The 24,085-nt window shown below is 60.2% G+C and carries 25 protein-coding genes; 9 read left to right on the forward strand and 16 right to left on the reverse strand.

Annotated features, from left to right (window positions below; translation table 11 throughout):
* Positions 1-291: 291 nt before the first annotated feature.
* Positions 292-1,914 carry an ABC-F family ATP-binding cassette domain-containing protein gene (locus tag FHT85_RS24545; RefSeq protein ID WP_112337445.1) on the forward strand — a complete coding sequence of 541 codons (1,623 nt, stop codon included), beginning with the start codon at positions 292-294 and terminating at the stop codon, positions 1,912-1,914.
* Positions 1,915-1,932: 18 nt separating this feature from the next.
* Here FHT85_RS24545 and FHT85_RS24550 read toward each other — a convergent pair whose 3' ends face one another.
* From FHT85_RS24550 to FHT85_RS24565, 4 genes are read right to left on the reverse strand one after another with little or no spacing between them, the layout of a single operon-like run.
* The gene (locus FHT85_RS24550; protein WP_112337446.1) at positions 1,933-2,946 is read right to left on the reverse strand and encodes an OmpA family protein; all 1,014 of its coding nucleotides are present in this window, start codon (positions 2,944-2,946) and stop codon (positions 1,933-1,935) included.
* Entirely contained in the window at positions 2,940-3,872 is a 933-nt protein-coding gene (locus tag FHT85_RS24555; RefSeq protein WP_112337447.1) for a hypothetical protein, read from the reverse strand. The genes FHT85_RS24550 and FHT85_RS24555 overlap by 7 nt, the downstream gene beginning before the upstream one ends.
* The gene (locus FHT85_RS24560) at positions 3,872-4,690 is read right to left on the reverse strand and encodes a hypothetical protein (RefSeq protein WP_112337448.1); all 819 of its coding nucleotides are present in this window, start codon (positions 4,688-4,690) and stop codon (positions 3,872-3,874) included. The genes FHT85_RS24555 and FHT85_RS24560 overlap by 1 nt, the downstream gene beginning before the upstream one ends.
* The gene (locus FHT85_RS24565) at positions 4,668-6,116 is read right to left on the reverse strand and encodes a hypothetical protein (protein ID WP_112412028.1); all 1,449 of its coding nucleotides are present in this window, start codon (positions 6,114-6,116) and stop codon (positions 4,668-4,670) included. Before FHT85_RS24565 ends, FHT85_RS24560 begins: the two co-directional genes overlap by 23 nt.
* 314 nt (positions 6,117-6,430) lie before the next feature.
* On the opposite strand from FHT85_RS24565, the gene FHT85_RS24570 reads away from it, so the two are divergent.
* The 5 genes from FHT85_RS24570 (at position 6,431) to FHT85_RS24590 (ending at position 9,852) form a co-directional block, all read left to right on the forward strand.
* Positions 6,431-7,447 carry a ketopantoate reductase family protein gene (locus tag FHT85_RS24570; RefSeq protein WP_112412027.1) on the forward strand — a complete coding sequence of 339 codons (1,017 nt, stop codon included), beginning with the start codon at positions 6,431-6,433 and terminating at the stop codon, positions 7,445-7,447.
* A 180-nt stretch (positions 7,448-7,627) separates the two neighbouring features.
* Positions 7,628-7,855: a hypothetical protein gene (locus tag FHT85_RS24575; protein ID WP_041677368.1), complete on the forward strand. Its 228-nt coding sequence runs from the start codon at positions 7,628-7,630 to the stop codon at positions 7,853-7,855.
* Between the two features lie 12 nt (positions 7,856-7,867).
* Complete coding sequence (gene dapA, locus FHT85_RS24580) at positions 7,868-8,809, forward strand: 4-hydroxy-tetrahydrodipicolinate synthase (protein ID WP_112412026.1); 942 nt, start codon at positions 7,868-7,870, stop codon at positions 8,807-8,809.
* Between the two features lie 370 nt (positions 8,810-9,179).
* Positions 9,180-9,449: a hypothetical protein gene (locus FHT85_RS24585; protein WP_112412025.1), complete on the forward strand. Its 270-nt coding sequence runs from the start codon at positions 9,180-9,182 to the stop codon at positions 9,447-9,449.
* A 94-nt stretch (positions 9,450-9,543) separates the two neighbouring features.
* Positions 9,544-9,852, forward strand: a complete 309-nt coding sequence (locus FHT85_RS24590; RefSeq protein ID WP_112337455.1) for a DUF1883 domain-containing protein — start codon at positions 9,544-9,546, stop codon at positions 9,850-9,852.
* A 32-nt stretch (positions 9,853-9,884) separates the two neighbouring features.
* On the opposite strand, the gene FHT85_RS24595 is transcribed toward FHT85_RS24590, so the two are convergent.
* Together FHT85_RS24595 and FHT85_RS24600 are read right to left on the reverse strand one after the other, a co-directional pair.
* The gene (locus FHT85_RS24595) at positions 9,885-11,201 is read right to left on the reverse strand and encodes a replication-associated recombination protein A (protein WP_112412024.1); all 1,317 of its coding nucleotides are present in this window, start codon (positions 11,199-11,201) and stop codon (positions 9,885-9,887) included.
* On the reverse strand, positions 11,198-12,601 hold the full coding sequence (locus FHT85_RS24600) for a DegQ family serine endoprotease (protein WP_112412023.1): 1,404 nt from the start codon (positions 12,599-12,601) through the stop codon (positions 11,198-11,200). Before FHT85_RS24600 ends, FHT85_RS24595 begins: the two co-directional genes overlap by 4 nt.
* Positions 12,602-12,776: 175 nt before the next feature.
* Between FHT85_RS24600 and FHT85_RS24605 the strand changes: the two genes are divergently transcribed.
* The gene (locus FHT85_RS24605) at positions 12,777-13,124 is read left to right on the forward strand and encodes a hypothetical protein (RefSeq protein WP_112337593.1); all 348 of its coding nucleotides are present in this window, start codon (positions 12,777-12,779) and stop codon (positions 13,122-13,124) included.
* A gap of 212 nt (positions 13,125-13,336) precedes the next feature.
* On the opposite strand, the gene ilvD is transcribed toward FHT85_RS24605, so the two are convergent.
* Positions 13,337-15,175, reverse strand: a complete 1,839-nt coding sequence (gene ilvD, locus FHT85_RS24610) for a dihydroxy-acid dehydratase (protein ID WP_112412022.1) — start codon at positions 15,173-15,175, stop codon at positions 13,337-13,339.
* A 340-nt stretch (positions 15,176-15,515) separates the two neighbouring features.
* On the opposite strand from ilvD, the gene msrP reads away from it, so the two are divergent.
* On the forward strand, positions 15,516-16,466 hold the full coding sequence (gene msrP / locus FHT85_RS24615) for a protein-methionine-sulfoxide reductase catalytic subunit MsrP (protein ID WP_112412021.1): 951 nt from the start codon (positions 15,516-15,518) through the stop codon (positions 16,464-16,466).
* Positions 16,463-17,119 (forward strand): protein-methionine-sulfoxide reductase heme-binding subunit MsrQ, encoded by a 657-nt coding sequence (gene msrQ / locus FHT85_RS24620; protein WP_112412020.1) that lies wholly within the window; start codon positions 16,463-16,465, stop codon positions 17,117-17,119. Before msrP ends, msrQ begins: the two co-directional genes overlap by 4 nt.
* Before the next feature lie 30 nt (positions 17,120-17,149).
* Here the strand turns inward: msrQ and FHT85_RS24625 are convergent, their stop codons facing one another.
* The 9 genes from FHT85_RS24625 to rpsM form a co-directional block, all read right to left on the reverse strand.
* Positions 17,150-18,040, reverse strand: coding sequence for an HlyD family secretion protein (locus FHT85_RS24625; protein ID WP_112412019.1), 891 nt, complete (start codon positions 18,038-18,040; stop codon positions 17,150-17,152).
* On the reverse strand, positions 18,037-18,246 hold the full coding sequence (locus tag FHT85_RS24630; protein WP_015339618.1) for a DUF1656 domain-containing protein: 210 nt from the start codon (positions 18,244-18,246) through the stop codon (positions 18,037-18,039). The genes FHT85_RS24625 and FHT85_RS24630 overlap by 4 nt, the downstream gene beginning before the upstream one ends.
* Positions 18,247-18,250: 4 nt before the next feature.
* Positions 18,251-20,323 carry an FUSC family protein gene (locus tag FHT85_RS24635; protein WP_112412018.1) on the reverse strand — a complete coding sequence of 691 codons (2,073 nt, stop codon included), beginning with the start codon at positions 20,321-20,323 and terminating at the stop codon, positions 18,251-18,253.
* On the reverse strand, positions 20,320-20,790 hold the full coding sequence (locus FHT85_RS24640; RefSeq protein WP_112399790.1) for a MarR family winged helix-turn-helix transcriptional regulator: 471 nt from the start codon (positions 20,788-20,790) through the stop codon (positions 20,320-20,322). Before FHT85_RS24640 ends, FHT85_RS24635 begins: the two co-directional genes overlap by 4 nt.
* 190 nt (positions 20,791-20,980) lie before the next feature.
* Positions 20,981-21,391 (reverse strand): DUF2809 domain-containing protein, encoded by a 411-nt coding sequence (locus FHT85_RS24645; protein ID WP_183774360.1) that lies wholly within the window; start codon positions 21,389-21,391, stop codon positions 20,981-20,983.
* 170 nt (positions 21,392-21,561) lie between these two features.
* Complete coding sequence (gene rplQ, locus FHT85_RS24650; RefSeq protein WP_015339614.1) at positions 21,562-21,984, reverse strand: 50S ribosomal protein L17; 423 nt, start codon at positions 21,982-21,984, stop codon at positions 21,562-21,564.
* Positions 21,985-22,031: 47 nt separating this feature from the next.
* Positions 22,032-23,042: a DNA-directed RNA polymerase subunit alpha gene (locus FHT85_RS24655; protein WP_112337464.1), complete on the reverse strand. Its 1,011-nt coding sequence runs from the start codon at positions 23,040-23,042 to the stop codon at positions 22,032-22,034.
* A gap of 103 nt (positions 23,043-23,145) precedes the next feature.
* Positions 23,146-23,535, reverse strand: coding sequence for a 30S ribosomal protein S11 (gene rpsK / locus FHT85_RS24660; protein ID WP_004118426.1), 390 nt, complete (start codon positions 23,533-23,535; stop codon positions 23,146-23,148).
* Between the two features lie 131 nt (positions 23,536-23,666).
* On the reverse strand, positions 23,667-24,035 hold the full coding sequence (gene rpsM / locus FHT85_RS24665) for a 30S ribosomal protein S13 (RefSeq protein WP_004118424.1): 369 nt from the start codon (positions 24,033-24,035) through the stop codon (positions 23,667-23,669).
* Between the last annotated feature and the right edge of the window lie 50 nt (positions 24,036-24,085).

A 24,085-nucleotide genomic window follows, 5' to 3' on the forward strand; every position in this document is an offset into this window, starting at 1 on the left:
CTCGGCTGAGACGGATGACAATGAATATAGCGACTTCCAACCACGCGGAAGAGCCGGCGATCCGATCAAGCGCCGGTCCTGCTGGAAGCCATGCTGCTTGAACGAACGCGAGGGCAGAATCCGTCGCCCAGCGAAAGTTTCTCTCCCGTATGGCAAATAGGCGGACCGGAAATTGTCGTCCTTGAACGTCAGTTCGCTATCGATCTCACATCTCCGCCCGAAAAGCTGCGACAGAACGCCCGACCCGTGGCATAAGGCCCCCGAAAAACTTTCTTCGGGCCTCGCGTAACCATGATTCGTATCGAGAATATCAGCAAGCAGAACAGCCACCGCATCCTCTTCATCGAGGCATCCGCTGCCCTCAACAGAGGCGAGAGCGTCGGTCTCGTCGGGCCAAACGGCGCCGGCAAGACGACGCTTTTCCGGATGATTACCGGACAGGAGCAGCCCGACGAGGGGCAGGTTTCCGTCGATAAGGGCGTCACCATCGGCTACTTCAATCAGGATGTCGGCGAGATGGAGGGGCGCAGTGCCGTCGCGGAAGTGATGGAAGGTGCCGGTCCCGTCAGCGCCGTTGCCGCCGAACTTCGCGAACTCGAAGCAGCGATGAGCGATCCGGACCAGGCCGACAGGATGGATGAGATCATCGAGCGCTATGGCGAGGTGCAGGCACGCTATGAAGAACTGGACGGCTATGCGCTCGAAGGCCGCGCTCGCGAAGTGCTGGCGGGCCTGAGCTTCAGCCAGGAGATGATGGACGGCGATGTTGGCGCGCTGTCTGGCGGCTGGAAGATGCGTGTGGCACTGGCCCGCATCCTCTTGATGCGTCCCGACGTCATGCTGCTCGACGAGCCGAGCAACCACCTCGATCTCGAAAGCCTGATCTGGCTCGAATCCTTCCTGAAGGGCTATGAAGGCGCGCTGCTGATGACCTCGCACGACCGCGAGTTCATGAACCGCATCGTCACCAAGATCATCGAAATTGATGCCGGTAATCTCACCAGCTATTCGGGCGACTATGAATTCTACGAGCAACAGCGCGCTCAGAACGAAAAGCAGCAGCAGGCGCAGTTCGAGCGCCAGCAGGCCATGCTTGCCAAGGAAATCAAGTTTATCGAGCGCTTCAAGGCGCGCGCCTCGCATGCTTCGCAGGTGCAGAGCCGCGTGAAGAAGCTGGAAAAGATCGATCGCGTCGAGCCGCCGAAGCGCCGCCAGACCGTTGCGTTCGAATTCCAGCCGGCGCCGCGCTCGGGTGAAGACGTGGCCGTGCTGAAGAACGTTCACAAGAAGTATGGCAGCCGCACCATCTATGAAGGGCTTGATTTCATGGTACGCCGGCGCGAGCGCTGGTGCATCATGGGCATCAACGGTGCCGGCAAATCCACGCTTCTGAAGCTGGTTGCCGGCTCGGCGCAGCCGGATGAAGGCAGCGTGGCGCTCGGCGCCAGCGTGAAGATGGGCTATTTCGCTCAGCACGCCATGGATCTGCTGGATGGAGAGCGCACCGTATTTCAGCAGCTCGAACATGATTTTCCGCAGGCAGGCCAAGGCTCCCTGAGAGCCCTTGCCGGCTGCTTCGGCTTCTCCGGCGACGATGTCGAAAAGAAGTGCCGCGTATTGTCGGGCGGCGAGAAGGCGCGGCTTGTCATGGCGATCATGCTTTTCGATCCGCCGAACCTTTTGGTGCTCGACGAGCCGACCAACCATCTCGATCTCGATACCAAGGAAATGCTAATCGAGGCGCTGTCGCAATATGAAGGCACTATGCTGTTCGTCTCGCACGACCGGCATTTCCTGGCAGCGCTCTCCAATCGCGTTCTGGAGCTGACGCCGGAAGGCATCCACCAATATGCCGGCGGTTACACCGAGTACGTGGAGCGCACCGGTTACGAAGCCCCCGGCCTCAGAAGTTGATGATAGGCCGAACGAGCACTATTGCGTGTTCGTTGAGGGTGCTGCACCGACATTGATGACGGCAACGGGCGCCGTCCTGCCCCGCACACGGATTTCGATACGGCGTCGTGCCTCGACGGCGCCGCGCTGGCCCGAAGTGACGGTATCGCCGGGCAGGATCAGCTGCGCGGCGGACATCGGCAGGATGGTGGCATCCTTCAGCTTCGAATTGGCCTTCAGCACATTGGCGACGGCAATGGCGCGGGCAAGGCCGAGACCGGCATTATCAGCGGGCAGCAAAGCCGATACCGGCAGCTTGCCATCCATGGCACTGATGATCGTATCGTCGAGATTGGATTTTTCGCGCGCCACCGGCTGCTCGTCGGTGTGGCCGATCACCTCGACGATATTGGCGCCGTAGAGGCTCAGGTTGCTGGCGATTTCATCTGTAATCGTCGTGCTGAGCAACTGTGCGAAAGTGCCTGTGAGCTCGGCGCTTCCGGATTGGAAATAGTTCTTCTTGGCATCGTCGAGATTGATGATGGGCGGCCAGTCGTGCATGCCGTTCCCGCCGCCATTGCTGGCCAGAAGCTTATTGACCGCATCGGGGGCTGTCGCGAGCGAGATGCCATGCTCCCTCAGAACGGCCGCGACCTTGGACAGCGATTGCAGATCGGCCGGGGTTGCGCCCTGGTCCGTCACGCTATCTAGCGCTTCTTTCGCCAGCACCAGCTCCCGCCATTGCTTGTCTACCACCGCCTTGTCGGCCGCTGTGAGATCGCCGGAGACGACCTTGGACTGGAGAAGCACGATCTCGGCCGCCTGCTCCGCCCGCTTCTTTTCCAGCACCGCGACTTGCTGCTCGGCCTTCTCAAGCTTCCGCTCGACCTCGTAGCGCTTGTTTCTCTCCGCGGAAATCATGGCGGCGGCCACGAGCAGCAGGCAGAAAACCAGAAGCAGCATGGATTCGGCCATCGTCAGGCCAAGGATGAGGCCACGATTATAGCCCCTGTGCTCCAGTTTCGGCGCGTTGTCCGAGCCTCCAGCTACCATAGATGCCACCAGCGTTTTCGCTGCACGACTTCGGGCTCAGCAGCGATATCGCCATGGGGCTTCGGCAACGGCGTTTGCCCCATCGCTTCGGCCACGCGACCGAGCGCCAGCTCGATATTGCGCAATGGCTGCAATTGCGCCTCCGACATCTCCCTGATGGCGGCGATCGCCGGTGCCAGCTCGGCGCGCACGACATCCTCTGGCGCGCGGATCTCGTCGAGCTTCTTGCCAACATTCTCGACGGCGGTGCCGAACGTGCCGATGATCTCGGACAGCTGCGAGGTCGTCGCCGTCAGCTGCGCGGCGGCATCGTTGATCGGCGTCACGGCCTGCTTCGCCAGCATTTCCAGGATCTTGTTGATCTCCTGGCCGTTGCGTTCGGCCTGCCGCGCGATCTCCTCGAATCCTTCCGACAGCATCTGGTTGCTGACGCGCCGGTAATGCGAGAATTCACGCGAGGAGGAATCGAGTTCGGTGCGCACGCGTCGCGTCATCTCGGCAAGCTCATGGCGCACGCTGCGCTCGATGTCGATCGGATCTCGCCGCATCTGGTTGAAGAGAATGCGCAGCGTCACGCCGGCAATGGTCGAGGTGACGGCAATGCCGAAATTGCGGACGATGGTCTCGATCGATGTTTCGCCAGCAAAGAGATAGAGCGATACGCCAAGGCTCGAGAGGGTGAAGAGAAAACCCATGTAATAGAGGTTGTCGCCCGCCTGCTCGTTGTGCAGCCGGAACCCGGCAACGGCCAGCGACACGATAAAGTAGACCCCCATCAGCACGAGCGGCACACCGGTCACGATGGGCAGCGACCAACCCATGAGCTTCGATGACCAGATGAAGATCATGCCGCCGACGGTGATGGAGGCGAAAAGCACCATCGGCCCGTAATCCCGGATGAGATATCTGGCATCGGTATTGGCCATCAGCGTATCCCCTCCAGCCGCACGAAGCCGCCAAAATCACCCTTATTGTTCTTGATCCACTGCGCCCAGAAATTTGCAAGATCCTCCATGGTGAACTTCATGTTGGGCCTTTGAAAGGCGAGGATCTTGACCGTGACACCGCTCAGTGACGTGCGGAAACGATCGTTCGCAGGGCTGTTCTGGTATTTTTGATAGGACACGCCATCCTTGTAATTAGAGAAGGCGGCGGTGTGCTCGATCATGTCGGAGGCGATGTAGAGGCGCTTCGGCAAGCCTGCCGGCGCATTGGCGAAGACCTCCAGATTGATTTTCTGGATGGCTGCCATGATCGGCGACAGCCTGCCGGACTCGCCTGCGGTCAGCTTGCCGGCGATATCGGCGAGCGGCTTCTGGAAGCCCTTCTCCCACCGCGCCTGCGCCAGACGCGGATTGCTGGTCCATTCGTCGACATTCGCGCCGCTTCCCGGATTACAGCCATGGAAGGTCTGGATCAGCTCCCCTTCCTGCTCAGTGAGCGCATAGATATCGATCGCGCCGCCGATTGGCACATCCGCAACGATCTTCTGGAACTGGTTGCGCAGATCGAGCGCCGTCGTATCGGCGATCGGATCTGTAACATCGAGGAGGATGGCCGTTTCCGCTTTCGGGCCATCAATCGGGCAAAGAGACGCCTGGTCGACGGCGACATTGCCGCTTGCCTTGTAGCGCAGCCAGCCATAGGCGCCGACGATCCCGAGGGACAGGACGGCGAGACAAACCGTTGCGATGATGAGGCCGGCGGATCCGCCGCCCCGGCTACGCCGCTTGCGTCGAGCCAAGGATGCTCTCCGGGAAAAGATTGTCGAGCTGATGGTATTTCTCGATGGCGCGCTCGAATTCGTCGCCGATCCGCTTGATCTGCTCCGACAATTCCGCCTGGGCGCTCTGGATGCGTGCGCCGAGTACCTTGTCGTCCCATTCTTCTTCGGTGCGAATGACAGGTGCCAGGCGCTCCATCTTGTAAGCGGTTTTGAAATAGGGTGGCTCTGCCTCTGTTCGCGCAGCCCGGTTCGCATCGCGATAGGAGGTGAGCAGCACATTGGCGGCGCGCTCAAGATGGTTCTGGTGTTCGGCAAAGAGACCTGCGGTCCTGGCGCGATGCGCGATGATGGCAGCCGTTTCCTGCCGGCGCAGCGAAAGGTCGCGAATGATCTCCTCGATCTTGCTGTTGTGCTCGTCGCGGATCTCGCGGAGATCTTCGATCAGATCAAGCTTGCGGTCGATGTAATTGTCCCTCGCGGCATCGAGACGTTTCTGCACGCCGGCAAAACCCGGATAGGGGTCCGTCAGATAGCAGCCGTCGATGAAGGCGACGAGCGAAAACATCAGGCCGATGGCAAAGAGCATCCACGAGTTCAGCTCTTGCAGCCCGAGCGGTGCGGTCTTGAGCCGCTGGATCACCTCGGCGCCGGCCCCGCTCAAGATCGTTGCAGAGACCTCGCGATAATGCGCCAGCGCAATATTGATGCCCAAGGCCACGGCGACATAGGCGACAAGCCCTAGCAGGCCGAGCAGCTTCAGCGCATAGGAGCGATGCACCAGAAAACGCACGCAGAAGAAGGAAAACATCAGCGCCGTGCCGATGTTCAGGAAGGCGAAGGCAGCCGCCTCGGTTACACCACCGACGAGACCCTGCTCGCTTCCCTTGGCCAGAAAGCTGCCGTTCATCACCATTTCGATGAGCACGAGGAAGACGATCAGCGAGACCTTGAAGCCCCATGCCGCACGGCTGGAAACCTTGGCGGCCCGCTGCAGCTTGTGCCTGGCCTTGAAGCCCACCATCTCGTCCTCGGCCGTCTTCAGCTTGCGGCGCAGGCCGTGAAGCTCGTCGACGCCGCTTGCCACTTCCGCCTTGAAATCCGAGACGCTTGACGCGTTCGCCTGGCGGATCAGCCCGAACTGCCCCTCGAAATCGAGGTTCCGCAAGCGGCTGTCGAAGGTCTGGAACTGATCTTCAAGGATTTGATAGGAGCTTTTCTTCTCCGCCTCGACCCAGGAGACGATGCGCTGCTCCGTCTCATCATGCGATTGCGCATCCGGCGGCGGCCGGTTCTGACGCCCGGCGGCGGCTCCCTTTTCCTTCAGGTCGAGGGTCGCACCTAGCTTTTCGATATCGACGACGGGAAAAACATCCGTCGACGCACGGAAATCATGGCTGGTCTCTCGAACGCTATCCCAGAGACGGTTGAGGGCTTCGAAACGCAACGATCTTCCCCGGCGAATTCATCAACTTAGAAAGGACAATTGAGAGATCGATATCGCACCGGTTGTCCGCGGTCCAGAGCGATGTGACAGAGGTTAGGATGTGATTGTGGTAAAGACTAGCCCAAGCCTACGCCGAATAAAAAAGCCTCTTATTCAAGCCGCACAAGCATGGTGAAATTGCGAGAGATCCGTATCGTGTCGAAAGGCTACGTAATTTTCAGTTTCAACTGCCGGCAATCGGATAAACCACTCGCCAAATCACCGTCCCGCCATATCTTGGCAGGGGCATGCGACTTCGTTCGGAGCATCAAGTCATGACGTCCTCTCCCATCAAGAACATCTGTGTCTACGGCGCCGGCGCGCTCGGTGGTGCGATCGCGGCCAAGCTCGCCTCCTCCAAAGAAAGCCAGACCAAGATTTCCGTCGTGGCGCGTGGAGCCCATCTGGAGGCTATTCGCGCTGGCGGCATAAGCCTGTGGGAAGCGGATGCGGACAGTCCTATCGTTGCACAGATAACAGCAACCTCGGATTCAGGCGAGTTGCCGTCGCAAGATGTCGTTATCACCGGCCTCAAAGGTCATCAGCTTGGCGCAGCCGCTCCGGGCATTGCGAAATTGCTGCATTCCGGTACGCGCGTCGTCATGATCCTCAACGGCGTACCATGGTGGTATTTTCACCGGGATAGCCAGAGCGGTTACGCCGAACACCAGATAGAAGAGCTCGACCCGAACGGCGATCTCTGGCGTCTGATCGGGCCGGAGCGCGTCATCGGCTGCGTCGCCTATCAGGGAGCGGAAGTCGTCGCACCCGGCGAGGTCAAGCTCGCCAACAACGGACATTTCATCCTTGGTGAACCTTCAGGGGAGACGACGGGCGATATCGAAGCCATTGCTGCGCTGCTGCAGCGGGCCGGCGTCAATGTTTCGATTTCCTCGCGCATTCGCGACGATATCTGGAGCAAGCTCATGGGCAACGCCGCCTTCAATCCGATCAGCGCGCTCACCCGCGGATTGATGTCCGATATCATGGAAGACTCGGCACTAGCCGCCATGGTTGGTCAGGTGATGAGCGAGGTAAAAGCCGTTGCCGAGGCTTTGGGATCGCACATCGCCATGTCCGTTGAGGAACGTCTTGCGCGTTCCCGCCAGATCGGACCCGTCCGCACCTCGATGCTGCAGGACCTGCTGGCAGGCAAGGCGCTGGAAATCACGCCTCTCGTGGGCGTCGTCGTCTCGCTCGGAAAGCTCGTGAATATACCGACGCCGGTCTCGACGACCATCCTGGCGCTGGTGACGGAGCTCGACCGCAAGAACCAGCAAGGCGCCGAGTAGGCGGCGGTCGACTACGCCAGATATTTTTCGATCCTCCGGCAGCGATCCACGGGCCAGCTTCCGGAGGAATTCCTGGCATGTCGGTTCTTTATATTCCACTTACTTCTTCGTCTTTGGCCCTGAATGGATTTCCTATGGGACCCGGCTCTACACTTGCGGTGGAATATGGAGATAGATCCCATGCTCGACACGCACGCACCCAATCTCACGGAATCCATCCGTGTTCTCGTTCATAACAGCGACGAGAAGCATCATCGCATTCCGGCATCGGCTGAAACAACGAAGAGACCGCGTAAGAACCAACCTCGCTCGCGCCAGGTTCGGGAAAAGCGCACCTTTCAGGCCATGCTCGCCTTCGGCCTGCTGCTCGGCGCCCTCGAGCTTTTCATCGTGCTGCATTATCTCTGAGATTTCACAGACATGAGTAGACCGACTTTTCGAAGGCGTGTCGGCGGTGCGATCACCGCCCTCGTCGCGCCTTTTCGCGACGGCGTTTTCGATGGCGTCGATATGATGGCTCATATCGAGTGGCAGCTGCTAAGCGGGATGGACGGGCTTCTCGTTTGTTCGCTGACCGGCGAAGGCCCGACGCTGACGGAGACCGAGCGCATTCGTGCCATCGAAATCTGCATCGAGCTTTCGGAAGACAAGGTGCCCGTCATTGTAGCGACCGGAACCAACGACACGAAGACGACCCTGGAGGAAACGATACAGGCACAGCGCCTTGGCGCCGATGCGGCCTTCGTGACGGTGCCCTATTATTCCAAGCCGACGCAAAAAGGGATCATCCACCATTTCGAGCAGCTGGCGGCGCGGACCGAACTGCCGATCATCATCCACAATCAGCCATCGCATACCGCCGTCGACCTCGCTCCGACAACGGTCGCGCGGCTTGCCGAAATTCGAGGGATTATCGGGATCGCCGACGACGGCTGCGATATCTCGCGCATCGATCTCTGGCGACATCTCCTGCCGGAGGGGTTCGGCCTGTTCACATCCAACGACGCCAACGCGCTCGGCTTCACGGCTGCGGGCGGTCATGGCTGCTTCTCCAGTGCGGCCAATATCGTCCCACGCCTCTTTCGATCCATGCAGTATTCGGCCGCGTGCGGCGACGTCAGCGCTGCCCGATCCATCGACGAGCGTCTGCAGCCATTGTTCAGTGCCCTCGCCCGCGAAAGTGAGCCGGCGACGATCAAACATGCCTTGTCACTAGCCAGAGATATCGAAGCGGAGGTTCGCCTGCCATTGGTTGGCGTCGGCACTGAGACAGCCGCGGCCATCCAGGCGGCAATTGCTCCGTTTCAGCTTGATGGCAGCGGCCGGTTTGCCTCGCGCCATGCCTATCGCCGGGGATTGTGAAATCGCTTCATCCCTATGAGATTTTTATATTTTTGCCATTTCAGGCAAATGGAAAACCTAGCAGCCCCCTCATAGATTCAACAGCGTAGCACCGAAATGGTCTTATCGGACCCGTAGTGCTGGTGACACTGAAAGGAACCATGATGTCACGCCACAGGCAAGTCGGCCTATCCGCCGACCCTCTCCAACGCCCTCGCGCCGTCGCGTTTGCGCGCAACGAGCGGCACTTCTCTTCGGACGCATTGCTGGACGGAATTCGTTCCGTCGCTCCGCGCCTCGGACTTGTCCTCCTGATCGCCGCCGCCCTGCAAATGGGGCTGTATCTGACCGGGCACTGAGTGAAATCGAAGAGATCCAAGAGGAAATAACGATGGCAAACGCACAACATCTTCAACGTCGCTCGGCCCACAGCCCGCTCGCTCCGGCGCCGGCGCGCTTCATCATCGGTCGTGACCGCCGCGGCAGCTGGATCGTTCAGGACCGGCAAGGCCTCGTTGGCGGTCTGTTCCGCAATGAAGCGGCGGCCCTCCACTTCGCCGCCGAGGAGTGCAACCACAATCCGGCCGACATCTGCCTGGCACCCGAAGGCGTCATCCTCGATCTGGATGGCTTTATCCCCGCCCCGTCAAACCTGCACTGAACTTGCCCTTGGCAGGCTTCGACAATATCTCGCCGAACGCTTCCTTAACCGCCCCAAGGTAAACTTTCGCCAGATATCCATAGAACAGAAGACAATGTCGAAGCCTGCCTTCCGCTATAGCCACTACGATCTCGGGGAACAGCGCGCCGGAACGGTGATCGAAATCACGCTCTCGGCCATTGCCAATGTCAGGCTGATGAATGGCTCGAATTTCGAGCGCTTCACCGAAACGCTGAAGCATCAGTTTCTCGGCGGCGTTGCCAAGAAATCGCCGATACGGCTGGTCATTCCGGAGGCTGGCCATTGGCATCTGGTGGTCGATATGGAAGGTCATAAGAGCCTGGCGGAATCGAGCGTCAAAATGGTGGACAGGGTAACCGTTCCACGCATGCAAAAAGCATAGCGGCAATCCGTCACCGCCAGGTGATATATGGACTAGCGCTCGCCACGCTCCTTGCGCAGCTTCGCCCACCAATCCAGCCGCTTGCGGATTTCACGCTCGAAGCCCCGTTCCGGCGGATCGTAGAAGGTCTGGCGACCCATCTTCTCCGGAAAGTAATTCTGCCCTGAAAAAGCATCCGGCTCGTCGTGATCGTAGCGATAGCCGTCGCCATAGCCTTCCGTGCGCATCAGCTTCGTGGGCGCGTTCAGGATGTGTTTCGGCGGCAGCAGCGAGCCATTCTGCTTGGCGGCCTGGGTCGCCGCCCTGAAGGCCGTGTAGACGGCATTGGATTTCGGGGCGGTGGCAAGGTAGACGCAGGCCTGCGCCAACGCCAATTCACCTTCAGGCGACCCGAGATAATCATAGGCGTCCTTGGCAGCATTGCAGATAACCAGAGCCTGCGGATCGGCAAGCCCGATATCCTCCACCGCCATGCGCACCAGCCGACGCCCGAGATAAAGCGGATCCTCACCGGCATCGAACATGCGGGCGAGATAATAGAGTGCGGCGTCCGGGTCGGAGCCACGAACCGACTTGTGCAGCGCAGAAATCAGATTGTAATGCCCATCCTGCGCCTTGTCATAGACCGGAGCGCGGCGCTGGACGATCTTGACCAGCATATCCGGATCGAAAAGCTCGTCCTTGCGCGCGGCACGCCAGACCTCTTCCGCCAGCGTCAGCACCGAGCGGCCATCACCATCCGCCATGCGGATCAGGCTGGCACGGGCATCCTCCGTCAACGGCAGCGGCTTGCCCTCCGCGGTCTCGGCCCGGCGCAGCAGCTCTTCCAGACTTTCCTCGTCGTGCGAATGGAAGGTCAAGACACGGGCGCGGGATAAAAGAGCGGCGTTGAGTTCGAAGGATGGATTTTCGGTCGTCGCTCCCACAAGAATGACAGTACCGTCCTCCATCACAGGCAGGAAGCTATCCTGCTGCGCGCGATTGAAGCGATGGATCTCGTCGACGAACAGCAGGGTCTGGCGGCCATCCATGCGGCGCAACCGCGCCGCCTCGAACACCTTCTTCAGATCGGCAACGCCGGAGAAGATTGCCGAAATCTGTTCGAAGGCAAGACCCGCCTCGCCCGAAAGAAGCCTCGCAACCGTCGTCTTGCCGGTGCCTGGCGGCCCCCAGAAGATCATCGATCCCAGTGAACCCGCTTCGATCATCCGGCGCAGAACGCCGTCCTCACCGGTCAAATGTTCCTGACCGGTGACTTCGGTCAGTGTTTGCGGCCGCAGGCGATCGGCGAGAGGCCGCTTGTTGGCGACCTCCTCCGGTATCCGCGGTGCAAACAGATCATCGCTCATCGGAAGAACTGCCTGATACGCTGGCCGTCACGCTCGATCTCGACGCGCCAGAAGCTGGGGTTTGACGTGACGGTCTTCTGAAGGATTTCCGTCGTGTTGATCGCCACCCCATTGATGGAAATGACGATATCGCGGGCGGCAAATCCAAGCCTGTCGGCCGGCGAGTTCTGTTTCAGGCTCTCGATGACGACGCCCGTGGAATCCGGCGGCATATGCAGATCGTCGGCAACGCGCGGCGAGAGATTGGCAACGGTCGCACCGGAGAAAGGATTGTTGCCGTCGATCACCCGCTCGTCGCGCGGCGTCGATTCGGGTGCGGCGGCAAGCGTCATCGTGGCCTGATGCTCCTTGCCGTTGTCGAGCACCGTCAACGCAACTGTTGCGCCGAGACCTGCCGTCGTCAGGCGGTAGCCGAGCGCATCGGGGTGCTCGATGGAAATATTGTTCAGCGCGGTGATCACTTCGCCGGGCTTGAGGCCAGCCTTGGCCGCCGGTCCTCCATCGACCACCTTGGTCACCAGGGCACCGCGGACCTTGTCGAGACCGAGCGCTTCGGCGACGTCCGATGTCACCGGCTCGAAGGAGGCGCCGATATAGGGGCGCTCGAAGGCCTTGTCGCCACGATCGGCTGCGGCAAGGAAGACCTTGACCAGATTGGCGGGGATGGCAAAACCGATACCGTTGGAGCCACCCCCTTGGGAGAAGATCGCCGTATTAAGCCCGATCAGCTCGCCGGTCATGTTGACGAGCGCACCGCCCGAATTGCCAGGGTTGATCGAGGCATCGGTCTGGATGAAGAAGCCAACCTCGTTCTTGACCTGGTTACGGGCAAGCGCCGAGACGATACCGCTCGTGACCGTCTGGCCCACGCCGAAGGGATTGCCGATCGCAAGCACGAGGTCGCCCACTTCGATGCCGTCGGAATTGCCGAGCGGCAGAACCGGGAAGCTCTCGTTCTTCGACTGGATCTTCAAGACGGCGAGATCGACGCGATCGTCCTTCAGGACGACCTTGCAGGGAAATTCGCGGCCGTCCGAAAGCGCGATCTTGATATCGTCAGCACCATCGACGACGTGGTTGTTGGTGATGACGGTACCATTTGCCTCCACGATGACGCCGGAGCCGAGTGAAGACTGCTTCTCGGTGCGATTCGGCATGCGCTGACCGAAAAACTGCTCGAAGAAGGGATCGCCGGCGAAGGGCGACTGACGCTGCACCACGCGCTCGGCATAGACATTCACCACGGCGCCGGAGGTCTGCTTGACCAGCGGAGCGAAGGAAAGCTGCATCTGCGTCTGGCTTTGCGGCACCGTCTTTGCCGTTTGAGCCTCAGCGGAAAGCGGCATCGCCATGACGAGGGCAATCATCGAAACGGCAGTGCGCTTCAGGAAGACATGCATAGAAATTTCCCTTTTTAATTCTCTTTAAACAACGTTGTAGCGCCCGACGCTAGAAAGAAAAGAGGGCGGAACCATGAAGCATAAATGGAAGCTGGCGACGATAAAAAACAGGCTCGCCGAACAAAAACATGCTGTGATGCATTTCGCGTTGGGAATCGTCAAAAGGGAACCAGACATGCGATTGAACCATCTTGCCGCCGCTACTTTCCTCGTCTCTCTGGGCATGGCCGGTGCCTCTCACGCCGCCAGTTTCGATTGCGAGGCGCAGAACCTGAAGCCGGATGAGAAGACGATCTGCGACGTGAGGGCGCTCAACGATGCCGACGTGAGAATGGTGACGACCTTCGACCTGCTTTCGGGGCTGCTTGCCATGGGTGCGCGCGGCACGATGCAGGACCAGCAGACCGAATGGCTGAAGAAGCGGCAGGCCTGCGAGGCGGATGTCGCCTGCTTGAAGACGTCCTATGAGGAGCGCCTGAAGGTGCTGAACGACACCTACAAGCAGATCAATCGGCCACTGTAAGGAATTGGTTTGAATGACTTAAAGGTTTTAAACGGAGATGTCCCCTCGCCCCGCCTGCGGGGAGAGGGTCAGGGTAAGGGACTGCTGCAAGATCGGCGAACTCGGATTTCGCTATCGGTAGCGACAAACCCCTCCTCCGACCCGGAGCAATTTCGCTTTGCTCACTTGCTCCGGCCCACCTTCTCCCCGCTGCGCGGGGCGAAGGGCCTTATCTATCTGCCGCCAAGATCTCTGACCGCACCGCGATCAGCACTGGTCGCAAAAGCGGCATAAGCCTTCAAGGCCGTGGTGACGTTGCGCTTACGCGCTTCCGCCGGATGCCAGCCCTTGGCGTTCTGCGCTTCGCGGCGAGCGGCAAGTTCCTTGTCATCAACGCGCAAGTTGATGGTGCGGTTCGGGATGTCGATGTCGATCATGTCGCCTTCGCGCACCAGGCCAATCGTACCGCCATTGGCCGCTTCCGGCGAAGCATGGCCGATCGACAAGCCCGAGGTGCCACCGGAGAAGCGGCCGTCGGTGATCAGCGCGCAGGCCTTGCCGAGGCCCTTCGACTTCAGGTAGCTCGTCGGATAGAGCATTTCCTGCATACCGGGGCCGCCTTTCGGGCCTTCGTATCGGATGACGACCACGTCACCCGCCTTCACTTCGTTGCTGAGGATGCCCTTGACGGCAGCGTCCTGGCTTTCGAAGACCTTGGCCGGACCGGAGAACTTCAGGATCGATTCATCGACGCCGGCCGTCTTCACGATGCAGCCGTCAAGCGCCAGATTGCCCTTGAGGACAGCAAGACCGCCATCCTTGGAGAAGGGATGCTCGACGGAGCGGATGACGCCCTTCTCGCGGTCCGTATCGAGTTCATCCCAGCGGGAGCTCTGGCTGAAGGCGATCTGGGTCGGAACCCCGCCCGGAGCCGCACGGAAGAATTCGCGTACGCTTTCGCTGTTGGTACGGGTGATATCCCAACGGTCGATGGCGTCGCCGAGCGTTTCGGCGTGAACCGTCGGGCAATCGCGGTTGATGAGGCCGCCCTTATCGAGTTCGCCGAGGATCGACATGATGCCGCCTGCGCGGTGCACGTCTTCCATGTGAACGTCGCTCTTGGCGGGCGCAACCTTGGACAGGCACGGGACGCGGCGCGACAGCGCGTCGATGTCGGCCATGGTGAAATCGACCTCGCCTTCGTGCGCAGCTGCCAGGATGTGCAGAACCGTGTTGGTGGAGCCGCCCATGGCGATATCGAGCGCCATGGCGTTCTCGAAGGCCTGCTTGGAGGCGACGGAACGTGGAAGGATGGATGCATCGTCCTGCTCGTAGTAACGGCGGGCGAGGTCGACGATGAGATGGCCGGCCTCGACGAAGAGGCGCTTGCGATCGGCGTGGGTGGCGAGCGTCGAGCCGTTGCCCGGCAGCGACAGGCCGAGCGCTTCAGTCAGGCAGTTCATCGAATTGGCGGTGAACATGCCCGAGCACGAGCCACAGGTCGGACAGGCCGAGCGCTCGATGACCTGGACGTCCTCATCGCTGATCTTGTCGTCGGCCGCGGCAACCATGGCGTCGACGAGGTCAAGCGCGACCTTCTTGCCATGCAGGACGACCTTGCCGGCTTCCATCGGGCCGCCGGACACGAAGACCGTCGGGATATTGAGGCGCAGCGACGCCATCAGCATGCCGGGGGTGATCTTGTCGCAGTTGGAGATGCAGACCATGGCGTCGGCGCAATGGGCGTTGACCATGTATTCGACGCTGTCGGCGATCAGCTCGCGCGACGGCAGCGAATAGAGCATGCCGTCATGGCCCATGGCGATACCATCATCGACGGCGATGGTGTTGAATTCCTTGGCAACACCGCCGGCCGCCTCGATTTCACGCGCGACGAGCTGGCCGAGATCCTTGAGGTGAACGTGGCCGGGTACGAACTGGGTGAAGGAGTTGACCACCGCAATAATGGGCTTGCCGAAATCGCTGTCCTTCATACCCGTCGCGCGCCAAAGGCCGCGCGCGCCGGCCATGTTGCGGCCGTGGGTGGTTGTTCTGGAACGATAAGCTGGCATGGTGTCTTCCTCGTCATCCTGGAATTTGTGCGGCGTCGGGCATGGGCCAAAGGTTTTGCGCCGAAGGGGACGCCGGCAACTCCGCTTTTTGGAATTGTCCTAATCCAATCATGCAGTACTGTCACTATCAACTCGAGCGAATCCGGTACGCTGCCGGGCAAGGGCCACGTCCGGGCAAACAAGTCGCTTGACCAAAGTTGGGAACGAAACGGCCCGATCACAAGCGCACACAAAAAGTTGCTTTCACTTCCAAAGAAATGCCTGCCTAAGAGTGTAACAAAACCTGTGTCCATTGCGTATCGCTCATATCGAAGCTGCTATCGCATAAAGGAATCGTTCCATGGCCGCCTATCGCCCGCCGAAAATCGCATCCTCCGAGATTACACCCCGCTCGATCTATCTGAAGCGCCGCGACTTCCTAACGGCAGCAGGGGCCGGCATCGGCATGGCGGCTATCGGCGGCAAGGCGGCGCTGGCCGAGGCACTGACGGCGACCAAGAGCAATTATACGGTCGATGAGAAGCTGACGCCGATCAAGGATGTCACCACCTACAATAATTTCTATGAGTTCGGCCTCGACAAGGCCGATCCGGCCAACCTCTCGGGCAAGTTCAAGCCACGTCCCTGGACGATCAAGGTCGACGGCATGGTCAACAAGCCCGGCACCTTCGACATCGATGCGCTGATCAAGGAGTTCCCGCCGGAAGAGCGCGTCTATCGCATGCGCTGCGTCGAGGCCTGGTCGATGGTCATTCCCTGGGACGGCTTCCAGCTCTCCGCACTGCTCGACAAGGTGGAGCCACAGGGCAGCGCCAAATATGTAGCCTTCGAGACGGTGGTGCGACCTGAAGAAATGCCGGGGCAGTCGGGCCTCCTGCAATCCCTGAACTGGCCCTATGTCGAGGGCCTGCGTCTGGATGAGGCGCGCAACCCGCTGACGCTGCTTGCCGTCGGCCTCTATGGCGAGACCCTGCCCAACCAGAACGGCGCGCCTATCCGGCTCGTCGTGCCCTGGAAATATGGCTTCAAGGGCATCAAGTCGATCGTCCGCATCACGCTCACCGACAAGCAGCCGATCAATACCTGGCAGGCGACGAACAGCCAGGAATATGGCTTCTATGCCAACGTCAATCCGGCCGTCGATCATCCGCGCTGGAGCCAGGCGACCGAACGCCGCATCGGCGAAGGCGGCTTCTTCGGCTCCAACCGCCACCCCACCCTGCCCTTCAACGGCTATGCCGATCAGGTCGCCAGCCTCTATAGCGGCATGGATCTCAGGGTGAATTTCTGATGGCCCTCTCCTTCGCTCTTCCCAAGCGCTGGCAACCCGCCTCCGTCTGGGCGCTCTACTTTGTCGGGCTTTTACCGGCGGCTTGGGAATTCTATCTTGGCGCTACCGATCAGCTCGGCGCCGATGCGGTGAAAACCTTCGAGCTCTTCCTGGGCCTGTGGGCGATCCGCTTCCTGCTACTGACGCTTGCGGTGACGCCGCTTCGCGATCTCTTCGGCTGGAACTATCTACGCTATCGCCGCGCGCTCGGCCTGCTCTGTTTCTACTACGCGCTGATGCACCTGACCGTCTATATGGTCCTCGATCAAGCGCTCGACGTACAGGCCGTCATCGACGATGTGCTGAAGCGGCCCTTCATCATGTTCGGCATGGCGGGGCTCGTCATGCTGCTGGCCTTGGCCGTGACCTCGAACAATTTCTCGATCAAACGGCTCGGCAAGAAATGGATCTGGCTGCATCGCCTCGTCTATATCATCGCCGCCTGCGGTGCTCTGCACTTTGCGCTATCGACCAAGGTGCTGTCGCTGGAGCAGTTCATCTACATCGGTCTGCTGATCGCGATGATCCTCTACAGATCCTACCGGCCGATCATGATGGAAAGGCGGCGGGCGGCGCGCAAGCCAGCTCCTGCATCGAGTTCCAGAGCGGCCTAAGACGGCCACCCTGTCCTTTTCAAGCTATTGTCATTCCGCAGCGCTGGCGATCTTCGCCTGGCCCTGTTCCTGCACTTCGACCGTCGCCGTGAGGCCGGCGATCAGCTTCGTGCCTTCGGGAACCTTGTCGAGCGCGATGCGCACCGGCACGCGCTGCGCCAGGCGTACCCAGCTGAAGGTCGGGGTAATATTGGCAAGCAGGCTGCCGGAGGTGCGCTCGCGGTCCTCGATGCCGTAGGCGATGCTCTCGACGTGGCCGGTCAGCTTCTCGGCCTGGCCCATCAGATGGATATGGACTTCGTCGCCGACATGGATACGCGGCAGCTTGGTTTCCTCGAAATAGCCTTCGACGCGCAGGGAATCGCTGTCGATCAGCGCCACCTTGGCGGTGCCCGCAGAGACATAATCGCCCGGACGCAGGCTGAGGTTCGAGATCGTGCCGTTGACCGTGGCGCGAACCTCGGAGCGATCGAGATTGAGCTGGGCGAGTTCTCGATTGGCAGTCGCCTGACGAACAGCGGCTTCATCCTGCTGCACGGTGGTCAGCGCCTGCTCCTTCTGCTGCAGGGAGGCGGCATCGCCGAGACGCGCCTGCCGCGCGCTTTCACGCTGGGCCTGATCGAGAGCCGCCTTGCTGCTTGCAAGGGCTGCATCCGCCTGTTCGAGAGCGATGGCGAAGCGATCGCGATCGACGCGGAAGAGGACATCGCCCTTCTTGACGGTCTGGTTGTCCTTGACGAGGACCTCGCTCACCAGGCCGGAGACGTCAGGCGCGATGCCGACGACATCGGCCCTGAGGCGCGCATCGCGCGTCCACGGCTCGTCCATGTAATGGCCCCAGAGCTGGCGGCCGACATAGACGGCGGCAACGACGAAGATGAGAGTGACAGCCACACGGCCGATGAGTTTTAACGCGTTCATGTGAAGTACCAACGGGAGACTGAGGAGACGGCGCCGAGCAGCAGGACGTAAAGCGCGAGATCGAAAAGACCGCGATGCCAGACCAGAGTGTAGACTCCGATCCATGCGAGCAGGCGTCGAAGGATGATGACGACAAAGAGCGTCAGGAGCATGAGAACGAGAAGGCGCGGGATATAGACGCCATAAAGATCGAATTCTGCGGGCATGATATTACTCGGCGGCAATGGAATGAGGTTGGGTTGTATCCGCTACGGGCGGTCGCCAGCTCGCCGGCGGTTCGGCATGCGGGAAGAGCGCCCGGCGAAGGCCGACCAGCGCATCAAGGCTCGCCCGAGCGGAATCTCGCTTTTCCTGCGCGACGGCTTCTAGGCTATGGTCGATCGAGGCGCGCAGGTCATCGGCCGGATCCACGGCCCGTTTTGCCTTCAGCCGCGAACGATAGAAATCCGATACGCCGATGAGCACTTCGCTGACGGATGCAGCGGCAGCCGGTTTCAGCTGGCCACGCTCCTTCTGCAGCATCAGCACGTTGAAGCCGAGACGGACATCGGCATAGCCATCGACCTTCTTCAGCTCTCGGTCCTCAATGCCTGCAAGGCGGGGCACGAGCTGGCCCAGGCGGTCGAGTATGCGGCCGGAGAGCCGTTCATGATCGGCGCGGCGGATACCGGCAGCAGTTTCGGCCAGATCTCTCCAGCCGGCCCGGACCAACCGCCAGGCGGCGAGCTCGGAGCCGAATGGGCGTGTAAGCAAAGTCCAGACAAGGGCGAAGCCAACACCGGCCAGAGCGGCGATCGCACTGTTGGTGAAGCTGGCGAAATCGGCGGTGTAACGATCCTGCAGCGCGATGAAACTTGCACCGTTTACCGCCAGCAGCATGCCGAGCATGTTGGTTTGCGGGCGGGTAATCAGCAGCCCCATCACCAGGAAGGGCGGTGCAAAGACCAGCACCAGCATCTCGAAACCGGAAATCGACGGCAGCACCATGAAGATACAGACGCAGGCGATAACCAGGCTCACCGCAGTCCAAATGAACATGGTGGTGATGAAGGGGGCGGGACGATCGAGCGCGGCGAAAAACGAGCAGGCAACGGCCACCATGGCGATGAAGCCGGCACCATCCGCCCAGCCGGAATAGATCCAGAAGAAGCAGGCGACGGCAATCCCGGCGATGACGCTACCGGCAGAGAAGGCAAGCAGGGCGTAATCATAATGCCTGCTGCGACCGACGACATTGCGGTAGCGGAATGCGGGACGCCAGGTACCGACCTGCTGTCCTGAGACGATATGGGCGCGCAACGTCAGGCAATCCTGCCACAAGTCGACAATTTCCTTGAGGCGAGCGAGAGCGCTCGACCGGACGAGATCGTCCCAACCGATATCGAGGTCGTCCTCCTGCAACTCCTCGATCTTCCGCGACAAGGTCTCGGCCGTTCCATCGGCCTTGCCGCGACCGCCCTGCCCGAGCCAGTCGGCCACCTCATTCAGAACGGCAACCAATTCCTGCGGCAGCGGCCTACCGCTAGCTTTCAAGGCGTGGAGGCGATCGGCAAGTGAGGAGAAGAGCGGCAGCAGCATCAACAAACGGCCACGCAGCTCGCGCGAATGTCTCACGATGTCGCGGCTGCCGGCATCATAGCGCAACTGGCTGATGACGAGATCGAGGCCAGAAACGTCGGCTGCAAGCTTCTGGCGCTTCAGGGGAGTTGCGGGCGAAGCGCCCTCGCCGCGCAGGATTTCATCCGCCCAGGTGCCGGCGTCATCCAGCCAGGAACCTATGCGCTGGCCGAGCACGGTGCCGACGCTGCTTGGAAAGACGACGGCGCTTACCACGCTCGCGCAGATGATGCCGATAATAATCTCCTCGGAGCGGGCAAGCGCCACATCGAAAATAGTTTCGGGCGAGCCGACGGTCGGCAGCGCGATCAGCGGCAAGGTATAGCCAGCCAGCATGAAGACATAGCTGCGAGAGGTGCGATCGAGCATCGAGATGAACAGCAAGGTGCCGGTCCAGAGCGCTACCACGATCGAAAGCAGTTCAGGCGCATTGACGAAGAGTGGGATGAGAATGACCGACGCGGTAGCACCGATAAGCGTGCCGAGCGCGCGGTAAAGTCCCTTGGAACTGGTTGCGCCGGCAAGAGGATTGGCGACCACATAGACAGCGGCCATCGCCCAATAGGGACGCGGCAGATCGAGCGACAAGGCGATGAACAGCGCCATGATCGCAGCAATGAAGGCTTTGACGGAAAATAACCACTCACGCCAGGATGGAACGCTCATGAGACCTTCTCCGGCTCCGGTTCGACGGCCTTGGATGCCTCAAACTCCTCGAAAGCCTTCAGGACGCGAACCGCGGCTTCGATATCCGCAGGGTCGACATTGGCAAGGATCTTGCCACGCAGCTCATCAAGTACGTCTTCCATACGGGAAGCCAGCTTTTCGCCCTCAGGCGTCAGCCACAGGCCCTTCGCGCGCCGATCCGTGGGATCATCCTTGCGGATGACAAGTTCCATGCCTTCGAGCTGATCGATCAGCCGAACCAGAGACGGGCCCTCGATGCCGACACAGGTGGCGAGCACCACCTGCCGCACTCCTCCCCCCAGGCGGCCGATCCAAAGCAGCGGCGCGGCCACCGCCTCGGATATGCCATGGGAGCTCAGCGCAAGATCGACAGCCCGGCGCCATTGGCGGCCGGTGGTCAGCAGATTGGCGGTGAATATGCGTTGCAGGGCGTTTGACGAGTTCATGAGAACCTATTAGCACTAAACTAATTAGGATTCAAATTATTATCATCGAAAGCGCTATTCTAAATAGGAAATGCAGCTATGCGAATATCGGGAGGGGCAGCGGTAACCGACCGGGATCACAAGCGACCGATGGCCTAGTGAATCACTCAGCAACGATCGAGGTCGCCGAGATAGAAGCTAGGCAAGAATATCAAGCCGAGCGCCTCGTTCCGGACAGTGCGCAATCGAGCGCCAGCGCCAGCGCAATGCCGGCGGCATAGGCGACGATATTCCACGGCGAGAATACCCTGCCCAGCAACAGGGCTCCGGCGGCAGTCAATCGAAAAGCATCGAGATCAGGCGTGTGCCAAAGCCGGAAAAACTCTACGGCGACCGCGATAAGCAATGCCGCCGCGGCAATCCCAAAACGCACTGGCGACACGAAGATTGCGGCCAGGAGCCAATAGACCATCGCTCCCCATAGGAGCGAGCCGCCATATTTGACGACCACGAAGGGCAGATTGATCGCATAACCATAGCGCCGCAACGCAAGACCGCTGGCGATGGTGACCAGCAGCGCCACGACCAGAAGCAGTCTCCCGCGCGTCAATTTTCGCTGCATGTCCCACAACGCTCCCTGCCCTGATGCACCCGAGTCGCCTGCGACTCAGCAAGGCTGCTTGCAATACTCCAAAACAATCGGGGAGATTGAAAGGTCGCCACCCTAGCGCAAACGACAAAAGGCCGGATGATCGCTCATCCGGCCTTTTATATTTAATCCGAAGCTTAGCCTTAAGCGGCTGCGGCTTCTTCTTCAGCGGCAACGCGAGCCTTGTCGGCTGCACCCTTGGCATTGACGTCGCGATCAACGAATTCGACGACTGCGAGAGCAGCGTTGTCGCCCTGGCGGAAGCCGGCCTTCATGATGCGCAGGTAGCCGCCGTTGCGGGTGGCGTAGCGGGTTGCGATCGCGTCGAAGAGCTTCGAAACGACAGCAGCGTCGCGGATCTGCGAGATGGCCTGACGACGAGCGTGCAGGTCACCGCGCTTGCCGAGGGTTACCAGCTTCTCGACGATCGGACGAATTTCCTTCGCCTTCGGGAGCGTGGTGACGATCTGCTCATGGGTGATGAGCGAAGCCGCCATGTTGGCGAACATCGCCTTGCGGTGGCTAGCGGTTCTATTCAGCTTGCGGCCGGCTTTACCGTGGCGCATGGCTATTCTCCTTCACTTGCAGACATCGTTCGCCTGCAGTTTGTTGGTTAGTATTGGTCTTCGTAACGCTTGGCGAGATCTTCGATGTTCTCGGGCGGCCATGCCGGCACTTCCATGCCGAGGTGCAGGCCCATGGAAGCGAGAACTTCCTTGATTTCGTTCAGCGACTTGCGACCAAAATTCGGCGTGCGGAGCATTTCTGCTTCGGTCTTCTGAATGAGGTCGCCGATGTAGACGATGTTGTCGTTCTTCAGGCAGTTTGCCGAACGAACGGACAGTTCGAGTTCGTCCACCTTCTTGAGGAGCGCCGGGTTGAAAGCGAGTTCGGTAACTGCTTCCTCTTCGGTTTCCTTCTGCGGCTCGTCGAAGTTGACGAACACGCCAAGCTGATCCTGAAGGATGCGAGCCGCGAAAGCGACGGCATCTTCACCGCTGATCGAACCATCGGTTTCGATCGACATGCTCAGCTTGTCGTAGTCGAGAACCTGTCCTTCGCGGGTATTTTCAACCTTGTAGGACACCTTCTTGACCGGCGAATAGAGGCTGTCGACCGGGATGAGGCCGATCGGAGCATCTTCCGCACGATTGCGCTCGGCGGGCACATAGCCCTTGCCGTTATTGACGGTGAATTCCATGCGGATTTCGGCACCCTCGTCGAGCGTGCAGATGACATGCTCGGGGTTGAGGATTTCGATATCGCCGACCGTCTGGATATCGCCAGCCGTTACTACGCCTGGGCCCTGCTTGCGGACAACCATGCGCTTGGCATCATCGCCGTCCATCTTGATGGCGATTTCCTTGATGTTCAGCACGATGTCCGTCACGTCTTCCCGGACGCCCGGGATAGAGGAGAACTCATGCAGCACGCCGTCGATCTGCACGGCCGTTACAGCGGCGCCGCGCAGAGAGGACAGCAGAACGCGACGCAGCGCGTTGCCGAGGGTGAGACCGAAGCCACGCTCCAGCGGTTCGGCCACGAGCGTTGCCTTGGTGCGGCCGCTCGAGGTGAACTCGACCTTGTTGGGCTTGATCAGTTCCTGCCAGTTTTTCTGAATCATGTTTTTGCCTTCCGTTCGTTGCCACCATCCAATCGTGGCAACCGAGCTTGAGTAACACCAAGCCGGGCGCATCTACCCCGGCCGGTGTCGTGAGTGGCGATGATCAGACGCGACGCTTCTTGCGCGGGCGGCAACCATTGTGCGGGATCGGGGTCACGTCGCGGATCGACGTGATCATGAAACCAGCAGCCTGGAGGGCGCGCAGAGCGGATTCACGACCGGAACCCGGACCGCAAACTTCAACTTCCAGCGACTTCATGCCGTGTTCCTGAGCCTTCTTGGCGCAGTCTTCGGCAGCGATCTGGGCAGCGAACGGGGTCGACTTGCGCGAACCCTTGAAGCCCTTGGCACCAGCGGACGACCAGGCAATAGCGTTGCCCTGCGCGTCGGTGATGGTGATCATCGTGTTATTGAAGGTCGAGTTGACGTGTGCGACGCCCGACGTGATATTTTTACGCTCGCGACGACGAACGCGTACGGCTTCCTTGGCCATGTTAGTCCTTTCTTGGATCTCTGCACCGCCGTAATGCCAGCGGCTACACCGAAGCGGCACCCATGGAGCACCACTTCAAACTCAAAAGAGGCCGGCGGACCGCCAGCCTCCCAAATCCGGTTGCCCGGAAATTACTTCTTCTTACCAGCGATCGCCTTTGCCGGGCCCTTGCGGGTGCGGGCATTGGTGTGCGTGCGCTGACCACGAACCGGCAGGCCGCGGCGATGACGCAGACCACGGTAGGAACCCAGGTCCATGAGACGCTTGATGTTCATCGCGGTTTCGCGACGCAGATCACCTTCGACCTGATAGTCACGGTCGATGGTTTCGCGGATCTGCAGAACTTCAGCATCCGTCAACTGGTTGACGCGACGCTCGGCCGGAATACCAACCTTCTCGCAGATTTCCTGTGCAAACTTCGGTCCGATCCCGTGAATGTAACGAAGCGCAATAACTACGCGCTTTGCAGTCGGGATGTTGACGCCAGCGATACGAGCCACGCCTGTTCTCCTTGCATTCCTTTTGCCTTGGCAAAGGGTCTTGTTATGCA

It is taken from the genome of Rhizobium sp. BK312 (assembly GCF_014193605.1).
Lineage (GTDB): Bacteria > Pseudomonadota > Alphaproteobacteria > Rhizobiales > Rhizobiaceae > Rhizobium.